This window comes from Meridianimarinicoccus sp. MJW13 (assembly GCF_014901205.1).
In the GTDB taxonomy this organism is placed as follows: Bacteria; Pseudomonadota; Alphaproteobacteria; order Rhodobacterales; family Rhodobacteraceae; genus Meridianimarinicoccus.
This window is the reverse complement of record NZ_JACNMU010000001.1, coordinates 1-26,255: the sequence shown is the minus strand read 5'-3', so window position 1 is coordinate 26,255 and position 26,255 is coordinate 1. Positions and strand designations below refer to the sequence as shown.

Here is a 26,255-nt window from a genome sequence, read left to right as displayed (position 1 = left end):
ACCATGCAGGCCGTCCCCTCACACGAAGTCGAAATCGCTGCCGGTAACCGTGGTGGACAGCGTGTCGGCCAGGGTCACCTTGTCGGTGCTGGTCGTCAGCGTGATGATCGTGTGATTGCCACTTTGGGTCACGCTCACATCGGCCATGCTGTTCGCTCCGCTGTGGCCCGAGAAATCCAGACGGTCGACGCCATCGGTAAAGTCCTTCACCACGTCCCGGCCAAAATTGTCGGTCCAGACGAAGATATCCGCGCCAGCTCCGCCAAAGTAGAAATCATTGCCGATGCCGCCGTCCAAAGTGTCATTGCCGGCGCCTGCAATGATCGCATCGGCCCCGCCGCCCCCGAAGATCGCGTCGTCATCGTTGCCAGCAAAAAAGACGTCTCCCACGTCGCCGCCAGTCAGCGTGTCATTGCCGTCCGAGCCCACCAGGGTGATTGACGTTGCCATGCCTGTGGCATCAATGCTGTCGTCGCCCGTCAGGCCATTGATCCGTTCGACGTTCAGCCATGACCCAACGGACAAGGCAATACCCGCCGGTGTCGAGATCACCGCCTTGTCGAACCCGGCGCCGCCATCGCTGACCACATCACCGCTTTCACCGATATAAAAGACGTCATTTCCTGCACCGCCGTCGAACGTGTCGTTGCCTGCGGCCCCCAACATGATGTCATTGCCATCGTTGCCGGTCAGCATGTCATTGCCGTCGCCACCGATCAGCACGTCATTGCCAAGCCCGCCGATCAACGTGTCGTTGCCATCATCGCCGAACATCAGGAGCCCTTGGACCACCGTTGAAGCGTCGATCTGGTCGCCGCCAGAGAACCCGTTGATCCGCTCGAGGCCACTCCAGCCGTTCAGCGACACCGAAATGCCCGCTGCGTTGCTGATCTGCGCCTTGTCGTAGCCATTGGCGCCGGTGTCGTTGACGGTGTCGAATTGGTCGATGACGTAGAGATCCGAACCGTTGCCGCCGTCCATCGTGTCTGCACCGCTGCCACCGAACAACTGGTCCGGGCTGTCGCCGCCCTCCAGAATATCGTTGCCAGAGCCGCCAAACAGCAGGTCATCCGCATAGCTGCCGATCAGGTGATCATTGCCGCCTTGGCCAAACAAGCTGTCTGACCCGCCGCCGCCGTCGATGATATCGTCGCCATTGCCCCCCGTGATGACATCGTCGCCGCCAAACCCGTTCAGGTGATCCGGGCCGTCACTGCCTCGGATGTCTTCGGCTACGTTCGTGCCGTTGACAGTTCCGCCTCCTGCAGGGGCCGTCAGGATTGGCGCTGTCGGAACTACCGTCAAGGTGACGGTTGCTTCACTGCTGTCGTCGGTTCCGTCGTTTGCGATGTAGGTAAAGCTGTCTGTGCCAGAAAAACCGACGTTGGGCGTATAGGTGAAGCTGCCATCGCCGTTGAGCATCACACTGCCGTTCGTGGGCCCGGTTTTGACCGAGGCAGACAGCGTATCCCCGTTCACATCGGAGTCATTGGCCAGAATTCCGGCGGCAGATACCGTAAGCGTAGCGTCTTCGTCGACCGAGTAGCTATCGTCGACAACCTGGGGCGCGTTGTTGGCGCCGGTCAGTTGCAAACGCGCAAACTGGGTTTGGTTCACGCCGACCAGCCGGACGATTTGTGTGTCACTCAGGCTGATGATCGTGCTGACAATCGTCACAGGAAGCGCAAGATCGGACAAGTCGATCGCAGCAAAGTCAGGGTTGATCCGGGCAAATTCAAGTGCGATCGGATCACCAAAGCCAAAACTCTCGGAGACGTATTCCGCATTGGAAAACGCTGCGTCGATTTCGGATTGGGCAAAGGCGCGCAGATCCAGCGTGTCCTGGGTGACGTCGAAATCCGTGATCGTGACGATGCCGTCATTTGCACTGATGGTGAAGTCGTCAAAGCCCGTACCGCCGGTCAGGCGATCAGACGCACCGCCGCCATCCAGAACATCGTCGCCTGCGCCACCGTCCAGGGCGTTGGCATATGTGTTGCCTGTAAGATGGTCATCGAAGTCCGTTCCAATGACCGCTTCTGTCGAGGTCATCGTAACGATATTTCTCAGGCTTCCGCCGGATTGCAGAATCCAGCTTGACGTGTCGGTGGTGGCGGCAACCGCACGCGATGCACCCCCCTCAGAGGCCAGAGGCGCTTTCACCAGATCCACCACCACAGCCGATTGACCCTTTGACAGATCCAGCACGTCATCGCCCAGACCCGCGTCGAATTTGGCTGTGCCGCCTGTATGGACCAGGATGTCGTTGCCATCGCCCCCGGCAATCTGGTCATCGCCAGCCCCATCAACAAACGTGTCATCGCCGGACATGCCAAACAACAGGTCATCCCCATCACCGCCGTCGAGGCGGTTGCCTTCACCGTCACCCGCGATCACATCGTCAAACGCGGTTCCGATGACGTTTTCAACACCAGTAAAGCTGTCTCCGGCGGCATCGCCCTGGGTCCCTTGGTTGGTACCGAGATCCAGCGCGACCAGTGCACTTGCAGATGCAAAGCTTGCGGTATCGACCCCGGCGCCGCCAACGAACTGGTCCGCACCCGCGCCTCCGATCATCGTATCGTTGCCATCGCCGCCTGAAAGGAAGTCGTCGCCGTCTGCACCTTCGATCAAGTCGTCGCCACCAAGCCCATCAAGGATGTTGGCCAAATCGTCACCAGTCAGGACGTCCGCAAACTGGGAGCCGACGACATTTTCGATCTCTGAAAGAACGGCCAGACCGACCGCGGCGGCACTGGCCGTCGCCAATGTGTTTGCACCGGTCCCGGTGGATGTCAGGTCAACGCCGACACCGGTTGCCACATTCGAGAAACTGGCCGTGTCGCTGTCCGCTCCGCCGACCCAGGTGTCAAAACCTCCGCCGTAGGCAAACACATCGTTGCCGGCGTCTCCGTAGACTTCATCGTCACCGCCGCCGTCACTGAACATGTTGCCGCCGTCGGTGCCGCGCAACCGGTCATCGTAGTCTGTGCCGATCACGCTTTCGACGTCGCTGTCGGGCAGGGTGGTCAGAACCCGTTGAACCCCTGTAGTCCAATCGGTGCTATCGCCCGTCGTGACAGATTGGGTGGTTTTCGACAGATCGGCATCAATCGCAGATCCGAGGCCCGAGTAGTCAAGCGTATCGTTGCTGTCACCGCCCATGACGATGTCTTCACCACCGGCATAGACAATCAGGTCATCGCCAAATCCGCCAGCAATCGTATCATTGCCAAAGCCCCCGTTCAGGACGTTGTCCAGTGCGTTGCCAAGCAAGGTGTCTGCGTATTGGCTGCCGATCAGACGCTCGATTTCGGTGACGATGTCATTGCCATCCCCGATGTCAAGACTTGCAGTCACGGCACCGGTCGCGCCTGAATAATCAAGCGTATCAGAGCCATAGCCGCCGGAATAGGTGGTCACGCCGGAATGAATGCGGCCTGCAAACCGGTCGTTGCCATCGTTTCCGGCCAACGTGTCAGAACCACCCGTGCCGCCGTCAAGAAGGTCATTGCCACTCGCGCCAACCAGGGTGTTGTCCCCGCCGTCACCCACCAGATGGTCATCAAACTGCGAGCCGATGACGGATTCTATGCTGGTGAACTGTCCGATCGTCCGCAGGCCTGATGTCGGAAGCGTGGTGCCATCGGCTGTACGCGCTTCGTTGCTGGCAGACAGATCGACCAGAACCGAAGACGTGAACTGTTGGTAGCTGACAGCGTCAACACCGCCGCCGCCGTCATAGGTGTCCATGCCACCGAAATACGAGAACGTGTTGGCGGACGCATTGCCAAGCATCGTGTCGTCACCTGTGCTGCCGATGACATTCTCGATGTCAATCAATGTGTCCGTCCCGATTTCGGAACCGGTAACCGTGTTGGCGTTGAGGTCAACCGATACACCTGCCGTCGTGTCGGTGTAGGAAGCGCTGTCGAGCCCATCCCCGCCATCCAGAACGTCATCGCCAGCGCCGCCCATCAACAGGTCGTTGCCGGCATACGCATAGAGGGTGTCAGCATCATCACCGCCGCTGAGCATGTCGTTGCCGTCACCGCCGAACAGCGTGTCCTGGCCAGCCTCGCCGTACAGGGCGTCATTGCCAAGATCACCGTCCAGAATGTCGTCGCCGGCGCCGCCCCAGTAGATGTTGTCCCGAACACCGCCGTTGATTATGTCGTCAAACTGCGTGCCAATAATGTTTTCGATGCCCGACAACACATCATCGTCACCGTGGGTGTCCACAGCCGTTTCCTGCCCCGGCGTGAAGAGGTCGAGCACAATCCCGGAAGAGCCTGTTTCACGGCTGTAGTCCACGGTATCAAAACCACCGCCGCCGATCAGGATGTCCTTGCCTGCGCCGCCGGTCAGAACGTCGTCGCCGTTGTCGCCGTCAAGCTGGTTGGCCAGTCCGTCACCGACAAGCACATCATCGAAAATGGATCCGCGGACATTCTCGACCGTGACCAGTTGTGCCAGCGTGCGAAGTGGACCGAGTGTCGGATCCAGATCCACACCGTCGCGGGTCACGGCTTCGTCCACTGCGGTCAAATCAACTTGAACGGCAATATCCAGTTGGTTGAAGTCTACAGTGTCGCTGCCCGCATCCCCAGCATAGCTGTCCAGGCCAGACCGATAGGTGAAGATGTCGTTGCCAGTCCCTCCACGGGCCGTGTCATTTCCTGTGCCCGCATCAAAAATGTCGGCACCATCGCCGCCCTCCAGAAGGTCGTTGCCAGCACCACCGCCAAGGAAATCGGTCCCGATGCTTCCCCGCAAGGTGTCGTCGCCCGTGCCGCCCGACATCTGGTCGTTGCCTGCACCGCCTTCGATCAAATCGTTGCCGTGGCCGCCGATCAGCTGATCGTTTCCGCCGCCACCCAACATCGTATCGTCACCGGCAAAGCCCTTGAAGATGTTTTCGGCGTTGTTGCCGATGAAGCTGTCGTTCAGATCAGATCCTTCGATCTGCTCGATCGACACCAAAAGATCGCGGTCGCCAGAGCCGTGGATGGCGCTTTGCGTGCCAAGATCCACCTGAATGGCTGATGTATCCTCTTGGTATGAAACAATATCCTGACCCGCGCCGCCTTCGAATATGTCTCCACCGGCACTGGCCTGGAAGAAGTCGTCTCCGTCAAACCCGCGGAAGAAATCTGACCGATCTGTCCCCATCGGCGCCAGATCATCATCTGGCGTGCCAAGATAAGTAGTTCCAACGCTGGAGCCGGGACTAACGGCCCCAAGGCCCGAGAAATCCTTGCTGAAGGCGCCATCCATGGCTTCGAAGGTGAAATTCATGCCAATGGTCGGATCACCCTTGAAGTAGTCCATGATCCGGACAGAGTCGGTGCCTGCGGTCACAAGCAGGTCGATGTCGTCCAAGCTGAAGGACAGGTCGTTCGTCGTGTGCGCCGTGAACAACATCCGGGAAGATCCAGCGGTTTCGCCCGCGATCGTATCGGTGCCAAAGTTCGCGCCAAAGACATAGACGTCGTCGCCGACGCCACCTGACAACAGATCATTGCCCTCGCGCCCGACCAGCGCGTCATCGCCCGCACCGCCAAACAGAACCCCCAGCGCGGTGCCGCCGACCAGCACATCATTGGCTTCGCTGCCGGACATGAAGGTTTCTTCGATCCCGGTGAATTGAACGGAAGCTGCCCCGTGCGTAACCTTCACCCAGGCATCGGTGGCGACCGTGTAAAAGTCCGTAAACGCGGTGAAACTCGGGACACCAGTAACCATCGAGACTGCCGAGTTTACCAGGGCGGTCGCCCCGTCCATCACGCTGAATACCGCCAATTCCAGCGCATCGTCGCTGCCGCTGATCGTCAGGCTGTCAACGCTGCCGGTGCCACCGTCGATCGTGTCATTGCCGCCGATATGCGTGAACGTATCGTTACCGCCTTCGCCCATGAAGTAGTCGTCGCCAAGCCCGCCGATCAGCTTGTCATTCCCGTGCCCGCCATAGGCGACATTGCCTTGGCCTGCCGCAAGGGCGGTTGTGCCATCCCCTTCATAGGCTGTGGCCACAAGTTCGCCGCCAATGAAGGTGTCGTCGCCGGAGCCAAGCAGAACGTGCATCCGTTCGAAATCGGCAATCCGCGTGCCCTGGCCAATGTCGTAGCCGACCCCGGACGCGTAGGTCACATCAAGGAACAGGTCCTGGGAAAAGCCCCTCAGATCCGCGACAAACACATCCTGATCACCGTCCCGCTCGCCGCCCACATAGGCCACACCGTTCTGGTAAACGACCAATTCGTCATAGGCGTCCGTACCTGCGATATCGACGCTTTCAATCTCGCTGTAGGTTACGTGTTTCAGAGAGGGGTCTTCGCGATTGTTCGGGTTTCCGGGGGTCGAATTGTAGTACTTCCAGGTTGTTGCGGTCAGGGATTTCTCGGCAAGCTCCTGCATCGCATCGCGACCGCCATCGGCCCAGACCTGGCCCTTGGGGTTGATGGTCAGCATGTCGGCACCGGTGTCATCCAGCAGACGCACACGGGAATGGCCGGAGCCGCCGTTGATGATCAGGTTGTCGTTTTCCTGGACATTCTGAACCAGCTGACCGTTCTGATAGAAGTTCCCGACTTCGGTCCCGCCAATGATGTCGTCGTAGCCTTGGGAGTCCCAGATGATGATGTCACTGCCGGACTGTCCGTCCAGATGGTCGTTGCCGTCCAATCCATACAGAATGTCGTTGCCGTCGCCGCCGAAGAAATAGTCGCCGTACTGACCGCCGACCAACAGATCCACACCGCTGCCTGCCTGGATGGTCGCCATTTCAATGCCGCGCAGGAACACCCCGTTGTCGAGGAGATACCCCTCGTCGTCGTTGTAGTTCCCCGGAGGGCTGATGCGGAATTCGATGCCGACGTTCTGAGAGCCGAAGTCAGCGACGAAGCGGTCGAAATCCTTGGAAATAGCCTCGCCCGCGTCATACAGGTTACCGCCCTGATAGATCAGGATGTCATCCCCGGCTTCAGAGCCGATGACGTTGACCTTCTCGATCTCGCTGTAGCTGACACTGTCCGTCCCGAATGAGGCCTGGGTTACAGCCGCCTGCGACGACATCGCCAGAATGTTCAATTGGGTTGCCAGGTTGGTGGTGATTTGCCCGAAGGCCGTCCCCAACACGTTGCCCTGGTCATCAAGGAAGGTGTAGCCAAGCGATCCGCCGGACTGGAACGCACTGGTGTCAGCATCGATCGGGCTTTGGAACGCCCCGATGTTCAGTGTATCGACACCGTTCCCGCCGATGATCGTGTCCGCGCCATTGTCTTGCCACAGAAAGATATCGTTGCCTTCACCGCCGTCCAGGGTGTCTGCAACTGCATCCACCCCGCCATACAGGTAGTCGTTGCCGTAGGCCCCGAAAACATAGTCATCCTCATCGCCACCCGAGATGATGTCATTGTCGTCTGTGCCGATGACGTGAATGCGTTCGATATTCCGGATGACCACGTCACCGAAATAGGATTCCTGGTCCGAAACCGCCAGATTCAGGCCGCCGCGCGCGCCCTTGTCGTACTGCCAGGCTTGAAAATCACCAATGAACGTATCGCTGCCAGCACCGCCGTCGTAGCGGGTGCCACCCTGAAAGACCATCAGGTCGTCGCCGCCACCGCTGCCACTGTCGACATTGACACTGACGTATTCAACGTCACGCGAAATCTCGATCCGGCCTTGCTGCGAGCCACCGTTCAGCAGGAGGTAGTGATTGGGTGCGAAGAAATCATCGCTGCCGTCGTCATTGGTGTCGATCCCGAATGAGGGGTCATCCGCACCGTATGTGTCGGCGTAATCTTCAAGATTTGCGCCATAGTATTGCAAAAGCGTGCTGAAATTTGCGTGGGTATCGTCTGCTCCGATACCTTCTCCGCCGAATACATAGCCGGCGAGGGTGTCATCAAACATGTCATAGCGCAGTCCCTGCACGCCAGAACGTACAAACACATTATCAATGCCAGTGCCGCCAAAGATGTAGTCGGTGAACTTCCCCCCAGGATTGGGAATGTTGCCTAGTTCAACGATGGCCACATCATCGCCAGCACCAAGACGCACATAATCGTCCTCAATATCAACCGGTTGCATACCTGCAGGCCCATTGGGGACAAAGTAGACCAGCTTGACAATATCATCCCCGCCATTGGTCAGGATCACATCGCTTTTGGTCCCTGCAACAATATAGTCATCCTGATTGCCTGTCAGGATCGCCATGGCCTCCACGTTGATGACGTCAATGGATTCGCCGGCATATTCCAGCGTGACACCGCCCATGGTATTCGGGTCGCCATCATTGTCGCGCAGGATCGAATTCGGCAGATCCCAATACACCCCGGTACCCCAGGTCGCGAGGTTGGCGACGAACAGGTCATGGGAATCGTTTTCGTTGCCCCCACCGTCGAAAAACTCGCCGCCTTGACCATCTGAATCTGCGAAGTCGTGATAGGAATAGACCAGAACGTCCCCGCGCACGCCGCCGATGACATTGGCTACGTTCCGGGATGTGAATGTTTTGCCGTTGTATTCGTAGGTGTACGAGTCCGCGAAACGCGACGCGAATATGCCGTCGTAAAGAGACTGAATGCCGCTGTCGTGGTTCAGGAAAACACCGGTGGTCAGATTTGATTGCGGCAAGGTGATATTCAGATCAGCCCGTACCGGGGTCAGATTGACACCTTCAACAGCATCGGGGGCGATCAGGACGCGGCTTTTGTTGCCGTATTTCAGTGTGACCGAGTCCCACGTGATCGCGCCTGCCCAGGTGAACAGAACTTTCTGGGTCTCGTTGGAGTAATCGATGACAAAGTCATCCTCGGCGCTGACTTCTGCCTGCGTAGGTTTCTTGAGATAGGCATTCCCGGGATCAAAGGAATCCGCTGCGGCCGTTCTGGCCTGAAAACCAGCCTCGATGAACCCGTAGGCCGCATGTTCGGCAGACGGCAGACTTCTGTCCCAACCGGTTGGGGCAAGATTTCGGTGCGCATAGAAGACGTCATAGACTTCGGTCTGGGTTCCAAAGATCGAACCGCTGACGGGAAAGGAATCATAGTACAGACCGTCGATATCGATGTCGTAACCGCCTTCGGGGAACTCATAATCCCAGACCGGACCGAAATCGAACTCCAGGAACCCGGGCACAAGATCGCCGCCGAAGCTGCCGCTCAGGATATCGATGGTGATCTTGGAATTTACGTTCAGACCCACTGAATGCGAAAACACGCCTGATCCGACCGAGTATTCAGCTGTGACAAGCGCGTTGCCATACCCGACGGCGGGCGCCGTCAGGCTAAGCACATCGCCAAGGTTGCCGTACACCGTTGTGTCGTCTTTCGGATCGTTGGGAGTGCCGTTGTCCGTTGTCAGTGCAATGTTCACATCCGGGACCATCGAAGGCCCCGGTTCTGTTATGTCCAGTCTGACCTGTTCACTCAGCGCGACCCCGATCGTCCCTTGAACGTCAACCATCGTGAACGAGAACTCGATGTCGCCGCCCCCGACTTCCCACTCGTATTCCGCGAACACGACCCGTTCGAGAAACTTGACCCCTGCTGCAATGTAGGGGTTCTTGATATAGCCCAACAGCTCGGTCAGGATGTTGTCCAGATCGGCATCCAGCGTTGCAAAGCGCGTGTCGGAGATCCCACTCCCGGAAACCACGCCCGACCCCTCGGAAGAGCCTTCGGTGTCTGCGCCGGTGGGTAGCCCCAGATAGAACTCGATCCCCCAACCTTCAACTTTTGCATTGTACGTCGGCTTATCAATGGACACGTCCAACAACGGGCCGCCGAGGTCGAGATCGATCAGAGGGATGTTGCCAAAAGTGAAATTGTCGACCCCGCCGGGGATGGGGCCATAAAATCCGATGCCTTTCAGACCTGCCTTGAACTCTGCAACCAGGTCCAGGCCTGCGGTAACCAGCTTTTCCGGATCATCGGATTCGGCGTTGCCAAAGCCGATCGAACTGATGTCGGCCGAGACCACGTAGTAGTCCGAGAAGTCGAAAACCATCTGATCGGCAGCATAGACAGCATAGGGCAGGTCGATGTCGACCGAGATGTCATAGTCCGCCTGCCAGCTTCCGGTCGAACCGATATCGGCCCAGGCCACCAGCCCGAACCGGGCTTCCATATAGGCTGTTGCGCCGATGTTGGTGTTGAATTTGCTGATGCCGATGAATTCTTCAAGGCTCGGCAGTTCGTACACCAGAAGGTCGCCTGTGGTTAGGAAGCCGTCGAAGGCTTCCCCCGGGGACCAGAGCGACTGGTTGGTTGCGGCGAAATTCAGGGTGGTGTTCTTCTTGGCCATTCGATCCTCGCATGTGCAGAAAGAGCAGAGCAAAGAACTCAAAAGGACCAGAGGTATCCACCCTGAGGCACATCATTACAGAGTTTTCCCAGTTTTTGATATTTTATTTATGCCAGCAGCGGTGTGAAAGCCTGGCACTGGGGCGGAGGAAATTTAGGCTGGTTTGAGTTGCCCCCGAAATTTGGACGCTGACGTAGGTTACGACCTGTGGTCGGCTGATACTCGACGAGAAGGAAATCAGAGATCTTGAAACGGAAACGGCAGCAGGCCACTTCGCGCCGCCCGCAGCAGGCTCATCCCGCCGCAACCGTGGTCGACTTTCGCATCGCCGTTCTCATATCAGATGTGGCTTGCTCCATTTTTGCCAGTTAGAGAAGCACCTTGGACATGACTGCGCCGTCCTCGTGGACCGTCAGGAAGTCCAGCGGACGAGAGCCGGGCCGGCCGGGTCACGCCGGGCGGTTGACTGGGTAAGTCACGCAGTGCCCTTGGGCAAACCGCACGGCTTCCTCTGCGACCTTGCGTTTGAGTTCGTTGGCGGATTCCTCTGAGTACCAGGCCATGTGGGGTGTGACGAGGCAGGTGTCGAGCGCCCGCAGCGGCGAGTCCTTTCGCAGCGGTTCGACCTCGACAGTGTCGATGCCAGCGCCCGCGAGTTTTCCCGAGGCCAGCCCCTCGGCTAGCGCATCCTCATCGACGATACCGCCTCGGGCGGTGTTTATGATGAACGCACCCGGCCGCATTTTGGCGATCTCGGGCGCTCCGATCAGCCCATTGGTCTCCTCCGATAGCGGGCAATGGACCGAGACCACGTCAGCAGCGGCAATGAAATCGTCAAATGGCAACTGCTCGGCCCCCGGAACCCGGCTTTTTCCGTCCGGCTTGTACGGGTCGCACAGCACTACGCGCCCGCCGAATGCCATGGCCTTGAGGGCAAACAGCCGCCCGATCCGACCAACACCCAGCACGCCGATCGTCATGTCCTTGATGCGACGCACCGGTATGGACATCCGGTAATCCCATTCGCCGGCACGCGTGCTGTTGGTGATCATTGGGATCTTGCGGACCAGCGCCAGCATTAGTCCAAGCGCATGGTCGGAGACCTCGTTCATGCCATAGTCGGGCACGTTGCATATCTGCACGCCGAGGCGAGTCGCCGCGTCCAGATCAATGGTGTCGACCCCGACTCCGTAGCGCACGATCAGCCCCAGGTCCGGGCAGAGCGCCGCGAGCACCCTGTCGCTGAAGGGGCCGTACTGAGTCATGATGACATTCGCGCCGGCGCATTTGGCGATCAGATCGTCCTCGGTCCGACAGGCGTGATGCTCATATCCGAAGCCGGCATCGGCGAGGACCTTCTCCTCGATGCGCATGGAGGCGTGGTCGCAATCGGAGACGACAATCTTCATCAGCTGATTTTCCTTGTTCGAGTGTTTCTCGTGTCAGCGGCCAAGGTAGCCGCCGTCCACCGGGAGGATGGCGCCGTTGACATAATCCGAGGCCTCGGAGGCCAGGAACAGCAGCGGCCCCTTCATGTCGTCGGCAACACCCCAGCGGCGGGCCGGGATGCGGGCCGTGATCTCGGCATTGCGTCCGGCATCGGCCAGTAGCGCCGTGTTCATGTCGGTGGCCATGTAGCCCGGCGCGATGGCGTTGACGCAGATCCCCTGGCTTGCCCATTCGTTGGCCAGCGCCTTGGTAAGCTGCGCGATACCGCCCTTGCTGGCGGCATAGGCCGGCACCGTGAGCCCGCCGAAGAAGCTGAGCAGCGAGGCGATGTTGACGATCTTGCCGCGCCCCTGGGGCAGCATCACCCGCGCCGCGCGTTGGCAGAGATCGAAGACCGAGGTCAGGTTGACCTCCAGCACCGCGTCGAAATCCTCCAGCGGAAACTCCTCGCTCTTATGCCGCTTCTGGACACCGGCGGCGGTTACCAGGATGTCGAGCCGCCCGCCAAGCAGCGCCAGCGCCGCGTCGAAGCCCGCACCGCGCGCCGCGGCATCGGCCAGGTCCACAATCAGCCCGTGGCAGGCGAAGCCGCGGCCGCGAAATTCCTCGGCAACAGCTTTCGCGCTTTCGCCGGAGCCGAAGATCACCACCTCTGCCCCCGCTTCCAGCAACGCCTCGGCCATGCCCATGCCAAGGCCGCGTGTGCCGCCCGTCACGATCGCCTTGCGACCGCTTACATCAAAACTTGTCATAGCCTTCTTGTCCTCTTGTCTTTCCGATCGGTCACGCCTGGCAGTCCACAAGCACCTTCACCGTGGTCACCGACGGATCGGCGATCATCTCGAAGACGCTTTCGGCCCCCGACAGCGGCACGATCTGGGTCACGACCTTCTCCAGGTCTTCCGCGATCTCCTGCGCATAGGCCACCGACATGCCGAATTCCCTGAGCGTGTAGACGCGCGACCCAATCAGGATCTGTTCCTTGAAGTTCATGTCCCGCAGGTCTACCGCGCGCGGTGCCTTGTGGATGCCGGTCATGCAGATAGTGCCGCCGACCCGCGTCAGCTTCGTCATCTCGGCCGCCGCGCTTTCGACGCCGGAGCATTCGAACACGATATCGACGCCTTCGTTATTGGTGCTGTCGTTGATGTAGTCGACAAGGCTTGTCACGGCGACGTTGACAGTCTCGAAGCCGAACTTGGCGCAAATATCGAGCCGCCCCTGGTCCACGTCGGAGATCACGATGCGCGAGGCGCCTGAATGCTTGAGCACGATCGCGGTCAGCACGCCGATCGGCCCGGCGCCGGTGACGACGGTAGTGTCCAGCAGGTTGAATCGCGCCTGGTGCAGCGAGCGGACCACCACGGCCAGCGGCTCGACCAGCGCGGCAGCGGCATCGGACAGCGTCTCCGGAACCTTGAACAGCACATCCTCGTCGATCCAGGCGTAGTCGGCCATGCCGCCGTCGCGGTCGATGCCGATGAGCTTCAGCGTCTCGCAGACATGCGGCTGCCCGTTCCGGCAGGGCCGGCAGCTGCCGCAGGAAAAAAGCGGATAGGCGACAACCCGGTCGCCGACCGAAAACTGCCCCGAGCCACCAGCGAGTTCTTCGACCGTACCAACGAATTCATGCCCGAGCACCAGTGGGGCCCGGGCTCTTGGGTGCTTGCCAGCAAAGATGCCGATATCGGTGCCGCAGACGCCGCAATAGCGCATCCGGACCTTCACCGCACCGCTTCGCCCAGCCGGAACGGGAACATCCTGTACTTCGACCTTGTTGGGGCCTGTGTAAACCAGAGCCTTCATGTTGTTGCTTCCCTCATGTGCGACCCAATCCGGGGTTCCCACCCCTCGGGTCTTTTTTCGGCGATCCGTAAACACTCGCAGGTGCAGAGCAATTGGACGGTCGGGCGTCAGGCCGCACGATCGTCGGCATCTCCCAGCCTTGACCAATCGAACGTGACGCCAATACCAGGCGCATCCGGCGCGACGGCGAGGTGGTTTTCTATGACGACGGGGCGTGTGGTGTAGCGGTCGATGGGAAATGAGTGCAGTTCGACCCAGCCAGCGTTCGGTTGCCCGGATACCAGCGAGATGTGAAGCTCCTGCATCCCGTGACTGCACACCGGGATGCCATGCCTGCGCGACAGTTCTGCCACGCGCAGCCAGCCGGTGATGCCGCCACAGTTCGACGCGTCGGGCTGCACATACGACAGGCTGGCCTGTTCGAATGCGTATTCGAACTCGTGGATCGTATGCAGGTTCTCGCCCATGGCCAGTGGCATGCCCGTCTCGCGGGCAATCCGGCCGAAGCCCAGGTAGTCGTCGGGGATCGTCGGTTCCTCGAACCACAGCAGGTCAAAGGGTTTGAACGCTTCGGCGGCTTCGATCGCCTGTGGCACCGTCATGGAATAATTGGCATCGACCATGAAGGCGACATCCGGCCCGATCAGGTCGCGCACCGCGGCTATGCGGGCAACGTCCTCTGCAAGGGTCGACTGACCGATCTTGATCTTCACGCCGTTCGCGCCTTTGGCCAGGTAGTCCCGGATCGAGTCCAAGAGCTTGGGCAGCGGGAAATTCAGGTCGATTCCGCCGAAGTAGCAATTGCACGTGTTCGAGGACCCGCCCGCCATCTGCCAGAGCGGCTTTCCGGCGCGCTTGCACCGTGCGTCCCAAAGCGCGATGTCCACGGCGGAAATGGCGAAGGACGCGATACCGCCCCGGGCGACATAATGCACGTGCCACTGCATTGCATCATGAAGCTCCTCGACCTGCGCACCGTCCCTGCCAAGCAGGAAAGGTTTCAGGTCATGGTCGATCATCGCGAGTATTGCGTGGCCGCCCTTGCCGCCGGTGTAGGTGTAGCCGGTGCCCTCGCTGCCGTCCGTGAGCCGGACAGTCACGGTAATCAACTCGAAATGGGTGTGATCGCCGTGCTTGGCATCGCTCAACACCTCGTCAAGCGGAATGGCAAACCGGCGGGCTTGCAACGATTGAATCCCGGTCACGTTAGGCTCCTTGTCTTGAGGCCGTGCGTGAGACCCGCGATTGCAGGAGGATCACGACGAAAAGGAACAGACCGCGCACGACCATCTGCCAATAGGCCGAGATGCTGATCACGCCGCGCCCGTTCTCGAAGTTGAGGATGTTGAAGACGAGGCCGAGAAGCAGTGCCCCTGCGACGGTGGCAGGCACCGAGCCGAGCCCGCCGGTCAACAGCGTGCCGCCGACGACGACCGAGGCGATGGCTGACAATTCCCAGCCGACGCCTTCCAGGGGTTGGCCGGCCCCAAAGCCTGAGGCGAGGATCACTCCGGCGAGGCCCGCGCAGCCCCCTGACAGGATGTAGACGAAAGCCTTGGCGCGGTTGACCGGCAGGCCCATCATCCGGGTTGCGTCCTCGCCGCCGCCGATGGCTTCGACGGTGCGGCCGATGGAGGTCTTTTCAAGGACCACCCAAAGGATCACCGCCAGGATCGCTACGACGATGATCGACCAAGGCAGGATGCCGCCCACATTGCCCATTCCAAACTTGGTGAAGTTGGAGCCCCAATCGACCGAGATCGTCTGCCGGCCCGAAATGACCAGGGCGCCGCCCTTCGCACCCAGCATTGTCGCGAGCGTGGCAATGAAGGGTGGAATGCGCATTCCGATAACAAAAAAGGCATTCAAGCCCCCGATGGCCATCCCTGCCAGAATACCTCCAGGTAGCGCAACCTGGATGCCATAGGGCGAAAGGTAGGCCACGCAGACCGAGGTGAACGCCACCACCGATCCCACGGAAAGATCGATCCCGCCCGTCATGATGACGAAGCACATGCCGAGCGCAATCGCGATGAACATCGAGTTGTAGTTGAGGAACGAACTGATGTTGTAGGCGCCGGCAAAGTTGTCGTAGCGCATGGCGCCAAACAGAATCACGAGTACGAGCGCGAGCCAGACACCTAGCGACTGGCCGTTGCCCTGAAGATATCTGCGCAAGTCGAATGCGTTGGTATCGAGCATGTTCATCACTCCTTCCGGCCCTGCTGAACGTAAACGGCCAATACGATGATGGCGGCCTTGGCGATCAGCGCGACCTCATCGGCAACCCCATTGGCCAGCAGGGTGTATTTCACCAGTTGGATGATCACCGCGCCAAGGATGGCGCCGAAGATCGGAGCCTTGCCGCCCATGAGCAGCGTGCCACCCACGACGGCGGCTGCAATCGCGTCCAGTTCCATCAGATTGCCAATCCGGGCCGCGTCCGAGGCTGAATTGATCGCGACAACGATCAGTCCGGCGATACCAGACAGACCGGCTGAGATGGCGTATACGCCAAGCTTGACGCGCCTCACCGGGGTGCCGGTCAGCCTGGCGGCATTCTCATTCCCGCCCACGGCAAGGATGCGACGGCCGAACATGGTCCTGTTGGCCATCCACCAGACGACGATGGCGATGACGAGCACCAGCCAGCCCTGGAACGGCAATCCGAGGATCTTGCCAGTGCCGAGATACGAAAATCCCGGGTGCGTGAAGGTTTGCAAATTGCCGTTGGTAAGCACCTGTGCGATGCCGCGGCCGGAAATGAAGAAAATCAGCGTCGCGATAATCGGCTGCACACCGAGAAATGCCACGAGCGCCCCGTTGAAAAGCCCGCAAACCACCGAGACGAGGACCGGGACAACGATGGCCAGAAAAAGGCCGAGCGACGGGTTCGCCTGGGCGAAATCTGACAGGAAGATCAGCGGTGCAATCGCCCCGGCCACCGCCATGACCGCGCCGACGCTGAGGTCGATGCCTGCGGTCGCGATGACAAGGGTCATGCCAACCGCGACGATGGCAATCGTCGCAACCTGGCTGATGTTCACGAAAAGCGTTTGCAATTGCAGGAAGTTGGGCGTGATCAGAATGTTGATCAGCAGCAGCGCGGCAAAGGCGACTAGCCCGCCGTGCCTGGAAAGGTGCTTCCAGTCGAATGCGTCCATGGAAAGGCTCCTGCTCTGCTCCGAGGGGGCCTGGCTCTGATCGGTCATGCCGTCGCCCTTTCGTGGGATTGCGCAATTGCGCCGATCAGCGCCTGCTCGGTGATGCCGGGATTCTGGAGTTCGGTCACCGATACGCCGTCTTGCAAGACGACGATCCGATCCGCGCCTTCCACGAGTTCCTCAAATTCCGAGGAAATCAACAACACGCCCACACCCTTTTCGACATATTCCTGAATGATCGACTGGATTTCGAACTTTGCGCCGACATCAACACCACGGGTTGGCTCGTCGAGGATCAGCAGGTCGGGCTCAAGCGCAAGCCAGCGGGCAAGCAGCACCTTCTGCTGATTGCCACCCGACAATTCGCGTATCGGCTGTTCAATGCTGGCCAGTTTGATGCCGAGAGCATCGACAAACTTCTTGACGATCTCTTCCTCCCGCACCCGGTCGATTGTGCCGCGGCGCACAAGCCGGGGCAGCAGGGCGAGGGTCAGGTTCTCGCGCACCGACATGTCCGGCACAATGCCCTCGGCCTTGCGATCCTCGGTCAGAAAGCCGACGCCACCGCGGATCGCCTCGGCGGGATTGGAGAACCCCTCGGGGTGAAGGTGCGTGCTTACCGTTCCGCCGCGCAACCGGTCCATCGCAAAGATCGCCCGTGCCGCTTCGGTCCGCCCCGACCCCAGAAGCCCGCCAAGCCCGACGATCTCGCCTTTGTGGACGGTCACAGAGACATCGCGCAACATGCGATCGGTATGCAGGTTGGTGGCCTCCAGCAGCACCTCGCCTGTTTCGCGCTGACCACCGCCAAGCTCGGTCATCCCGGCGGCAGCGATTTCCTCGGGATCGCGTCCAAGCATGTCGGCGATCAATCCCAGCTTGGTGGTATCGGCAATCTCACGAACCGCCACCGTCTGCCCGTCGCGCATGATCGTGGCACGGTCGCAGATCTGGAACAGTTCGTCGAGAAAGTGCGAGATGTAGATGACCGAGACGCCGCGCGCCTTCAGCCCGCGCACCACGCCAAACAGAGTCTCGACCTCGCGATCATCCAGCGAAGAGGTCGGCTCGTCCATGATGACAAGCCGCGCATTGAGCGACACGGCCCGCGCGATGGCGGTCAGCTGCTGAATAGCGGTGGAATAGGAGCCGAGCGCCTGGGTCACGTCGATATTGATGCCGAAGCCGGCGAGGATCTCGCGCGTGCGCGCGTGGGCGGACGTCCAGTCAATCAGCCCGAGCGCCGTGCGCGGCTCGTAGCCCATGATGACGTTCTCGGTCACCGAGCGGAGCGGAACGAGGCTCAACTCCTGATAGATTGTGGAGATTCCGTTGTCCTGCGCCTCTCGGGGCGATTGCACGTGAAGCGGGCGCCCATCGAACGCGACTTCTCCGGAATCCTTGCGATAGACGCCTGTCAGGATCTTGATCAGGGTAGATTTTCCGGCGCCGTTCTGGCCGATCACGGCGTGAACTTCGCCTGGGGCAATCTCAAGCTCTGCAGAGGTGAGCGCCGCGACCCCCGCAAAGGATTTGTGGATGCCCTGCATTTTCAGGAGCGGTTGCATCGTGGCCCTTTCGCCAGAAATGCACGAGGGACCGCCCGTAAGCGGCCCCCCGGCAGGGGAGGATCAGTAAGCCTCGTCAATGTGGTCGGCGGCGTTGTCCGCAGTGAAGATGCGGTCTTCGACTTTGACCCAGGGCGGGATGGACTCGCCAGCGGCGTATTTCTGCATCACTTCACAGGCCAGCGGACCGAAGAACGGCGAGGATTCCACCGTCACGCCCATCTTGCCGTCGATGATCGCCTGGAGCGCGTCGCGAGTGCCGTCGATGGACACGACAAGAACGTCCTCACCCGGCTTGCGCCCGGCAAGTTCCAGCGCCTGGATCGCGCCAATCGCCATCTCGTCGTTGTGGGCATAGACGATGTTCACGTCGGGATGCGCCTGCAGCAGCGTTTCCATGACCTGACGGCCCATGTCGCGGGCGAAGTCACCGGTCTGGCTGGCGACGATCTCGAACCGGTCGTCCTGCAGGATGCGGTCATCGAAACCCGACTTGCGGTCATTGGCGGGCGACGATCCGGTGGTGCCCTCAAGCTCCACGATGATGCCCTTGTCGCCGTTGAAGTTTTCGATCGTCCACTCGGCGACGCGCTTGCCCTGGTCGATGAAGTCGGAGCCCAGGAACGAGACATAATGCTCGCCGGCCTTGGCAACATTCGGGTCAACCGAGCGGTCGACCAGGAAGGTCGGGATCCCGGCGGCCTGGGCCTTCATCACGGCGGGAATGAGCGGCTTTTCCTCGCGCGGGGGCAGGAACAGCACATCGATGCCCTGCGCGATCATCGAGTCCACATCGGCAACCTGCTTGGCCGCCGAGCCGGCGGCGTCGGTGGCGATCAGGTCCCAGTTGCAGGCCTCGGCCGTATCATGGAAGGACTTGGTTTCGGCGATACGCCAGGGGTTGTTCGACTCCATCTGGCTGAAGCCGACCTTGTAGCGGTCTTTCTGCTCAAGGGGCGGCGGTTCCGCCACGGCCGACATTGTTGTCAGGCCAAGACCAAATGCAATGGCCGTCCCCATCAGGATCCTGCGTTTCATAGTGTTTCCTCCACTGTTGTCTTGCAGCGTTGCGCCGCCTTGGTGCGGGGCTAACCCCAGTTGTGATAGGTGGTCTGCTTGCGCAGATACCCGTCAAACCCGTACTTGCCGTCTTCTCCGCCAAGCCCGGACTCCTTCCAGCCGGTGTGAAAGCCCTGGACCTGCTCGCCGTTGGCGCGATTGAGGTAGATTTCGCCAAACTTGAGCGCATACGGCGCCCGGGCAATCCGGCGGTAGTCGCGCGTAAAGAGATATGCCGAGAGGCCGTATGGTGAGTCGTTTGCCAACTCCACGACCTCTTCGAAACTGTCGAACGTCATCGCCGGGACAACCGGGCCGAAGACCTCGTTCTGGATCAGGCTCGACGTGTTGTCGCCGACCGACAGAACGGTTGGCGCGTACCAGTAGCCCTTTTCGTAGGCACCGTCCGTCAGCGGCCCGCCGTCCAGAAGAACCTCGGCGCCTTCCGCCTTGGCGGTGCGCACCATCTGGGCGATCTTGTCCACCTCGATCCGGCTGACCTTGGGGCCGATATCCGGATCCGCCATGGGGTCGCCGATGGTCAGCGCCTTGGAGCGCGAGACGAACTTGTCCAGGAACTCGTCGCGGATGGCTCTGTGCAGATACATCCGCTCGTTGCAGGTGCAGATCTGGCCGCAATTGGTGTAGCGGGCGACGACGGCCGCCTCGACCGCCTTGTCGATGTCGGCATCTTCCATCACGATGAACGGCGCCTTGCCGCCCAGCTCCAGCCGAACAACCTTCATCGTCTCGGCGCCAGTGCGGTAGATCTGCTTGCCGGCACGGGTCGAGCCCGTCATCGTCACAAGGTCGCTCAAGCGGCTTTCGACCATCGCCTGTCCAGCCACGGCTCCGCGCCCTGTCACCGCGTTGATCACGCCTTTCGGGATACCGGCCTTTTCGGCCAGCCCGCAGATGAACAGTCCGGACAGCGGAGTGATCTCGTGCCCGAGCAACACAAAGGTGTTGCCGGTCACCAGCGCCGGGCCAAGCTTGCGCGCGCAAAGCGCGGCAGGGTAGTTCCAGGCTGTCAGGGCCACGACAACGCCATGCGGGTGACGGCGAACGTGGATTTCTTCGTTCGGAAGGTCCGAGGCAACGATGTCGCCCTCGATCCGACGTGCTCCGCTCGCCGCATGGCGCAGGAACATCAGCACAGCGCTGACTTCTCCACGCGCCTGGCCGATCGGCTTGCCTTGCTCCAGCGTTATGAGGCGCGCGAGGTCTTCGGACCTGGCCTCGACTTCCCGCGCGAGGGCGTTGACTGCCGTGCCACGCGCCACCGCCGGCAGCGCGGCCCAGCCCGGCTGTGCCCGCCGCGCGGCCTCCAGCGCGGCAATGGCGTCCTCCGCGGTCGCCTCGGGAATGGTCGCAATGACCGATTCGTCAGCCGGATTGTCGACCTCCAGACGTCCGCCGGACCCCGCCACCCATGCGCCGTCGATCAACATGCAGGCGTCGGCGATCTCGCCGGGAATCAGATTGGGTATGCTCATGTCTTGGAAGCCTTGGTATGACCAAACTATGCGGCACGCTACTCCCTAGGCCAGAAGCCCGTCAAGATAAAATGAGAACTAATCCAAAAGCGCGCAAAATTTGGCTGGATATAGACATACTAGCTGACAGATCGACAAAAGGCGCGTATAGAGGCAGATATATGATCGGACCAAATTGCAGGGCGGTATGAGCAAAAAAGAAACTTCGGGAATCGTGCAGTTCCCTTCCGAGGGCGGGCGCGCATCGGACGCGATCGTGGATGTGCTTCAGCACCAGATCCTGTCTGGAGAGCTTCCCCACAACATGCCGCTTGCTTCCGAGCGTGACCTGATGGAGAGGTTCGCCGCCAGCAGGACAGTCATCCGCGAGGCGGTCGCAACACTCGCGAGTCGGGGACTGCTTGACGCAAAGCCGCGCTTTCGTCCGATCGTCCGCAAGCCGGGCTACGACACGGCTCTCTCGTCGGTTGGCAGCATCGTCGAACTTCTTCTGGAACAAACGGGCGGTGTCGCACCTCTGTTCCAGAGCCGGGTCTTCGTCGAGCGTGGGCTGGTACGCGACGCCGCTGTTTCAGCCACAAAAGGTGACATTGCCGATCTGAAGTCGGCGCTGCGGCGGAACAAGGACGCGCTCGGGGATTCCGATGCTTTCTACGCCACGGACGTGGCATTCCACGCAGTGCTGTACGAGATACCGCGCAACCCGATCTTTCCGACCCTGCACCGCGCCTACGCGACCTGGCTGGCGCCGCACTGGAGCCGGATGCTTCGGTCGCCCGAGCGCAACCGCGTCAACTACAGCAGCCACGAGGCAATCTACATGGCGATACTGGAGCGTGATCCCGATGTCGCCGAAGCGGAGTTGGTGAACCATCTCCACACTGCCTGGGAGCACGTGCGGCAGACGTTCGACATCGATGAGTAGGAGATTGGGAGGAGGGTCGATGGAGGCTTTTGACCACATCGTCGTCGGTGGTGGCGCCTCGGGATGTGTCGTCGCTGCGCGGCTGGCCGCCGAGGGCGACGCAAGGGTGCTGTTGCTGGAGGCGGGATATTCCCATCATCACCCGCTGCTCGACATGCCGCCTGGCATCTTCAAGATGATCAACGGCTCGAAGTACATGAGGTATCACAGAACGGTGCCGCAGCCGCATTTTCACGGGCGGCAGCACGATATACCGCAAGGCCACGTGCTGGGCGGCGGATCGACCGTCAACGGACAGGTCTACATGCGAGGTCGTCCTTCCGACTACGATCGCTGGGACGCCGCGCTGCGCGGCAGCCAGGACTACGTGCCGTGGGGGTTCGCCGATGTGCTCCAATCGTTCACTGGAATGGAAGACAACAACCGCCTTCTGAACGAATACCACGGCGTCGGTGGGCCGCTGAAGGTGTCCGATCCAGGGTATATCGATCCGCTTTCGCGTGACTGGGTGCAAGCGGTCCAGGCAATGGGCGAGCCATTCAACAGCGACTTCTGCGGTCCCTCGCAGCGCGGTGCTGGCTACTACCAGTTCATGAATCGCGACGGGAAGCGCTCTTCATCGGCCTATTCCCATGTCGAACCGCTGAAGAACAATCCCAACCTGACCGTGCGTCTGCAAAGCGAAGTTCACCGCATCCTGCTGGACGCCGGTCGCGCCGTGGGCGTGATCTATGCCGACAGCAAGGGTGCTCTGCACGAGGTCCGGACGGAGGGGGAAGTGATCGTGACCGCCGGCGCGCTGGTCACGCCCAAGATACTGATGCTTTCGGGGATCGGTCCGGCCGACCACCTGCGCGAGGTCGGTGTCGAGGTGGCACACGACCTGCCTGGCGTCGGCAACAACCTGATCGACCATCCGGAAGTTCCGATCACGGCCTATACCAATGGTCCCTATGGCTATTTCAAGCAGGGCGACGGCTGGCGAATGATCCTGAACGGCCTGCAGTTCAAGCTGTTCGGCTCCGGGCGTGTCTGCTCGACCGGCGTCGAATGCGGCGCGTTCGTCAACCCGATCGACCGGGATGCACCGCCGTCGATCCAGACGTTCTGCGTGGGCATGGTCTATATCGACCGCGATGCGCAACACCTCGTGGAAGACCGGCACGGCATGACCGTGACGACGGTCGTTCTCCAGCCAAAGTCGCGCGGCTGGGTTCGGCTGGCGTCGGACCGTCCAGGCGACATGCCCCTGGTGAACCCGAACCTGCTGAGTCACGAAGATGACATGGAGACGATGGTCGCCGGTCAGAGGTTCTTCTGTGACGTATTCTCGAAGAAACCCCTGGCATCGAAAATCGAAAGGTTGGTCTTGCCGGATGCAGCGTCGCGCGCCTCGGACGAGGGGTTTCGCGAACATTGCCGACGCTTCGTGAAAACCAACTATCACCCCTGCGCCACGGCGAAGATGGGCCATGACAATGACCCGATGGCCGTTCTTGATTCGCGCCTGCGGGTTCGTGGTATCGACGGGCTCAGAATCTGCGACATGTCCGCCGCGCCCGACATTGTGGCCGGCAACACCAACGCGCCGGCGATGATGATCGCCGATCGCTGCGCCGACATGATCATGGGCAGGCTGTAACGCCACCGCAATGCGAGCGGATCGATGTGGTCCGCCGACCAGTGCCGTGGATGGCACGGCGGGGCAAATGCCCTAAATCACCAAGGGAGAAGACCAAGGTAGCGGGGTGGCTCGAAGCCTGGATTGCCGGTGGGAAGTTGGACAAACCTTTACTCAATGACATCGGCGTCTTCCAAGGCTTCTTCCCATTATTGGATAAGCGCCTTGGCGCGCTTGAACTCAGGCGTACCTCGGGCCAGTTCGTGAAGACAATTGCTGAGCATGAGCTTCAATTCTTCATCAGAGTTGTGCTCGTGCGTTGAAAGGCCATCGAGGATCTGCATTCGCTCTACGTCGTTCATTTTCCCATAGTAGGATTCGGTGGTGACCACGCTGTCATGGCCAAGGTTCAGCGACCAGGCCTTCAGCGCTTGGGAGGTTGTGCATATGCGATCTCCAAGCGCCTTCACGCAATGATGGGCGGCATGCGGGGTATAGTGCTTTCCCGTTCCCGAACAGGCTTGCTGGAAGGCGCGCGTTATCGGATCAGTCGTCAGCAGGACCGGGACGTTATCATGGTCCCCTAGCGGCGCCTTCAGGTACATTCCGGCGGGAAAGAGCGCATCGTCAGGGCCAAAGCCCCAGCGCCGAAATCTCTTCCTTCCAGGCGACCACGCAATGCGCAAAGCTCTCGGGCACAGGAAACCAGCGAACCGTGAAGCTCTTGCCGTTCTTGGCGTGCATTTCCCGGCCGTCCTGAACAGCCATCCTGGCTTCGGTGTTCAGATGCTTCAGCTTCATGGAAAGCAACGCGGCGGCCCGCAACACGGTCAGGAAGGCACAAGCCACGATTGCCTTGTTGCGGCGTTGGAGCCGGGTCACTCTGGGCATCGAAGAGATCATGTCCTCGGCGTCGTCAATCGTCGGATACTCCTTCGTTGGGGGTGGCAGGGTTTTGGCCATCTGCTTTCGGGGAAGCGCGAAATACTCGGGCAGCGAGGCGCCAAGCCGGCGGTATCCGTCCTGCGTGCAAAGCCAACGGAAGAATCCTGCCAGATGCGAGGCGCGGTGGCGGATGGTCGAGGTGCTGAGGCCGCCGTCTGAACTCGGACGCTCGCCGCGTTCGATCAGCTGGTTTCGGTAATTGGCCACGTCCGTAGGGCGGACCTGCGAGAAGCACGAACCGCCAATTTATGCGTCGAACTCACGGATGTATGTCAGATGCGCATCCACGGTCTTGACGTCGAATCTTCCCGCGCAGATTTGCCAGCTGTGCAGGATCCTGTCGTTCAAGGATGGGTCGATCTGTGTTTCGGAGCCGTGGTTCTTCCCAACACAAGCAGGGGATGGCCCCTCGCTTTCGTCTGCGTGCGCCAAGCTCGTATTGGTATCTCGCGCCTCGCGCAATCTGTCGTATTCTGTCTGTCCCAGTCTCTTCATCACCGTGCAATCACACTCTGAGCAGACAGCGATTGCCATCGCGCCACGCTTGTCGTGTTGCGGAAAGGAGAGCGATGAGACAACCGGGACAACCGCCACCTTGCACCGCAGGCAAAAGAACTGTCCCATCCGCAGTTGCCGGCGGCCTCGAGCGCGACGTGCGGTGTGAAACCGGTTCAGTTCGGCCCCTCGAAAGATCTGCGGACCAGCGCCGGGAGAGGGCACAAGCCCGCACGATACCCAGTTGGACAGGGTGTTGCGACAGATGCCATAGAGTTTGAGCACCTCGTCCACCGCATAGACGCGATGAACTTTGGCGCGGATCTTGTAGGCTCGGCTCATTTTTCGCCTCCCGGTTTGCGCGCACGTCGGCTGCCATCGCGCACGCGCAGAAGCTTGCGTTCAAAGGTTAAAACATCAGAAAACCGCCAGCGTGTGGTGCCTGTAGAGATCTGCACCGGTTCTCCTCGGCCATCTCGGCGGAATTCGTCACATAGAAATCCAGCGAGACCTCCAGCCCGGTTACGTGAAGGCGCCCGTTCTCGAAGGGCAGCGCTTGATAGGTGACAGCGATGAAGTTCATCAACTCGCGGAGTTCTGCGGGATCGGGATCCTGTATCCGGCAGACGAAGCGGTTTCCCCAATAGTCCGTCTCTCTGCCGGGTCCCATGACATGCGCTGTTGACCGCGACCCGCGCGTGTTCAGCCAGTTCTTGATCTTCCTTGCAATGTTCAGGGAGCGCTGCTCGTCACGGCTATCCCAGCCGATCTCCAGCCAGTCAATCACAGCGCGGGGATCGTAGACAGAAAGATCAATCTCCGGGCGTAGCAGAACACGACCCTGATACAGCGGTTGCTTGGAAAAATTCCGGTCTTCAGCATAGTCGATCCGCAGATCTTCGGGGTCGAATCTCTCGGTGTGTTTCCTGTCGAGAAACAACAGCGGAGCAGAATGACGCGCGCGGACTGCGGCGGGAGGCTTTGTCACAATATCAACCACTTGTTCAAAATCTTTGCAGATCCAAGCATGACAAGAGACGAGGGGAAGCTCAACGCCTCGTGGTGTGATGGATCGGCGCGGAGGGCGTCGGGTCGATTGATGCAGCAGCAGATCTTGTCGCGTTGGATCAGCTTCGGCGTCACGACAGATCAGCAACATCCGGGCTGGCAGACTCGAATGACGTCTTGGGGCGTTGCGATCACATGCAACAGTGGCGATACCATCATGCAGAAATTTGGATGATCGCCCGGTCGGTCACACGTTGACCTCATGCCCCCTATTGGAAGTCCTAACAGGCCGCGGAATTAGTCGCCGCTCGGGAACGTTGTTCTGCCTATAGGGTGAATGCGCCGTTCGTTCGTCAACAAGGGTCCGAGATTTTCGGCCCTCATGCAGTTTCCTTCCGCCTCATGTCC

Annotated in this window: 16 protein-coding genes; 2 read left to right on the top strand and 14 right to left on the bottom strand. The window is 60.3% G+C overall.

Going from position 1 to position 26,255, the window contains the following annotated elements; genetic code table 11:
- Window positions 1-18: 18 nt before the first annotated feature.
- The 10 genes from H8B03_RS00075 to H8B03_RS00030 all read right to left on the bottom strand — a co-directional run bounded on the left by H8B03_RS00075 (window position 19) and on the right by H8B03_RS00030 (window position 20,808).
- Complete coding sequence (locus H8B03_RS00075; RefSeq protein ID WP_193139023.1) at window positions 19-10,014, bottom strand: S-layer family protein; 9,996 nt, start codon at window positions 10,012-10,014, stop codon at window positions 19-21.
- Window positions 10,015-10,760: 746 nt separating this feature from the next.
- On the bottom strand, window positions 10,761-11,720 hold the full coding sequence (locus H8B03_RS00070; protein WP_193139021.1) for a C-terminal binding protein: 960 nt from the start codon (window positions 11,718-11,720) through the stop codon (window positions 10,761-10,763).
- Window positions 11,721-11,753: 33 nt separating this feature from the next.
- Window positions 11,754-12,512 carry an SDR family oxidoreductase gene (locus H8B03_RS00065; protein WP_193139019.1) on the bottom strand — a complete coding sequence of 253 codons (759 nt, stop codon included), beginning with the start codon at window positions 12,510-12,512 and terminating at the stop codon, window positions 11,754-11,756.
- Between the two features lie 31 nt (window positions 12,513-12,543).
- On the bottom strand, window positions 12,544-13,566 hold the full coding sequence (locus H8B03_RS00060; protein WP_193139016.1) for a zinc-binding dehydrogenase: 1,023 nt from the start codon (window positions 13,564-13,566) through the stop codon (window positions 12,544-12,546).
- 107 nt (window positions 13,567-13,673) lie between these two features.
- Complete coding sequence (locus H8B03_RS00055) at window positions 13,674-14,771, bottom strand: mandelate racemase/muconate lactonizing enzyme family protein (protein ID WP_193139015.1); 1,098 nt, start codon at window positions 14,769-14,771, stop codon at window positions 13,674-13,676.
- 1 nt (window position 14,772) lies between these two features.
- Window positions 14,773-15,768, bottom strand: coding sequence for an ABC transporter permease (locus tag H8B03_RS00050; RefSeq protein WP_193139013.1), 996 nt, complete (start codon window positions 15,766-15,768; stop codon window positions 14,773-14,775).
- A 5-nt stretch (window positions 15,769-15,773) separates the two neighbouring features.
- Window positions 15,774-16,730, bottom strand: a complete 957-nt coding sequence (locus H8B03_RS00045; protein WP_226925620.1) for an ABC transporter permease — start codon at window positions 16,728-16,730, stop codon at window positions 15,774-15,776.
- 44 nt (window positions 16,731-16,774) lie between these two features.
- Complete coding sequence (locus H8B03_RS00040; RefSeq protein ID WP_226925619.1) at window positions 16,775-18,298, bottom strand: sugar ABC transporter ATP-binding protein; 1,524 nt, start codon at window positions 18,296-18,298, stop codon at window positions 16,775-16,777.
- Window positions 18,299-18,361: 63 nt separating this feature from the next.
- Window positions 18,362-19,336, bottom strand: coding sequence for an ABC transporter substrate-binding protein (locus H8B03_RS00035; protein WP_193139009.1), 975 nt, complete (start codon window positions 19,334-19,336; stop codon window positions 18,362-18,364).
- A 50-nt stretch (window positions 19,337-19,386) separates the two neighbouring features.
- Window positions 19,387-20,808, bottom strand: coding sequence for an aldehyde dehydrogenase family protein (locus tag H8B03_RS00030; RefSeq protein WP_193139007.1), 1,422 nt, complete (start codon window positions 20,806-20,808; stop codon window positions 19,387-19,389).
- Window positions 20,809-21,040: 232 nt separating this feature from the next.
- Between H8B03_RS00030 and H8B03_RS00025 the strand changes: the two genes are divergently transcribed.
- Together H8B03_RS00025 and H8B03_RS00020 are read left to right on the top strand one after the other, a co-directional pair.
- Complete coding sequence (locus H8B03_RS00025; RefSeq protein ID WP_193139005.1) at window positions 21,041-21,778, top strand: FCD domain-containing protein; 738 nt, start codon at window positions 21,041-21,043, stop codon at window positions 21,776-21,778.
- Between the two features lie 19 nt (window positions 21,779-21,797).
- Window positions 21,798-23,420, top strand: coding sequence for a GMC family oxidoreductase (locus H8B03_RS00020; RefSeq protein ID WP_193139003.1), 1,623 nt, complete (start codon window positions 21,798-21,800; stop codon window positions 23,418-23,420).
- A 188-nt stretch (window positions 23,421-23,608) separates the two neighbouring features.
- Here the strand turns inward: H8B03_RS00020 and H8B03_RS18905 are convergent, their stop codons facing one another.
- From H8B03_RS18905 to H8B03_RS00005, 4 genes are all read right to left on the bottom strand, one after another.
- The gene (locus H8B03_RS18905; RefSeq protein ID WP_226925618.1) at window positions 23,609-24,004 is read right to left on the bottom strand and encodes a hypothetical protein; all 396 of its coding nucleotides are present in this window, start codon (window positions 24,002-24,004) and stop codon (window positions 23,609-23,611) included.
- A 22-nt stretch (window positions 24,005-24,026) separates the two neighbouring features.
- Window positions 24,027-24,551 carry a hypothetical protein gene (locus H8B03_RS18900; protein ID WP_226925617.1) on the bottom strand — a complete coding sequence of 175 codons (525 nt, stop codon included), beginning with the start codon at window positions 24,549-24,551 and terminating at the stop codon, window positions 24,027-24,029.
- A 39-nt stretch (window positions 24,552-24,590) separates the two neighbouring features.
- A complete protein-coding gene (locus H8B03_RS00010) occupies window positions 24,591-25,181 on the bottom strand; it encodes a hypothetical protein (RefSeq protein WP_193139001.1) in 591 nt (196 codons plus the stop codon).
- Window positions 25,182-25,248: 67 nt separating this feature from the next.
- The gene (locus H8B03_RS00005; RefSeq protein WP_193138999.1) at window positions 25,249-25,998 is read right to left on the bottom strand and encodes a hypothetical protein; all 750 of its coding nucleotides are present in this window, start codon (window positions 25,996-25,998) and stop codon (window positions 25,249-25,251) included.
- Window positions 25,999-26,255: the final 257 nt, after the last annotated feature.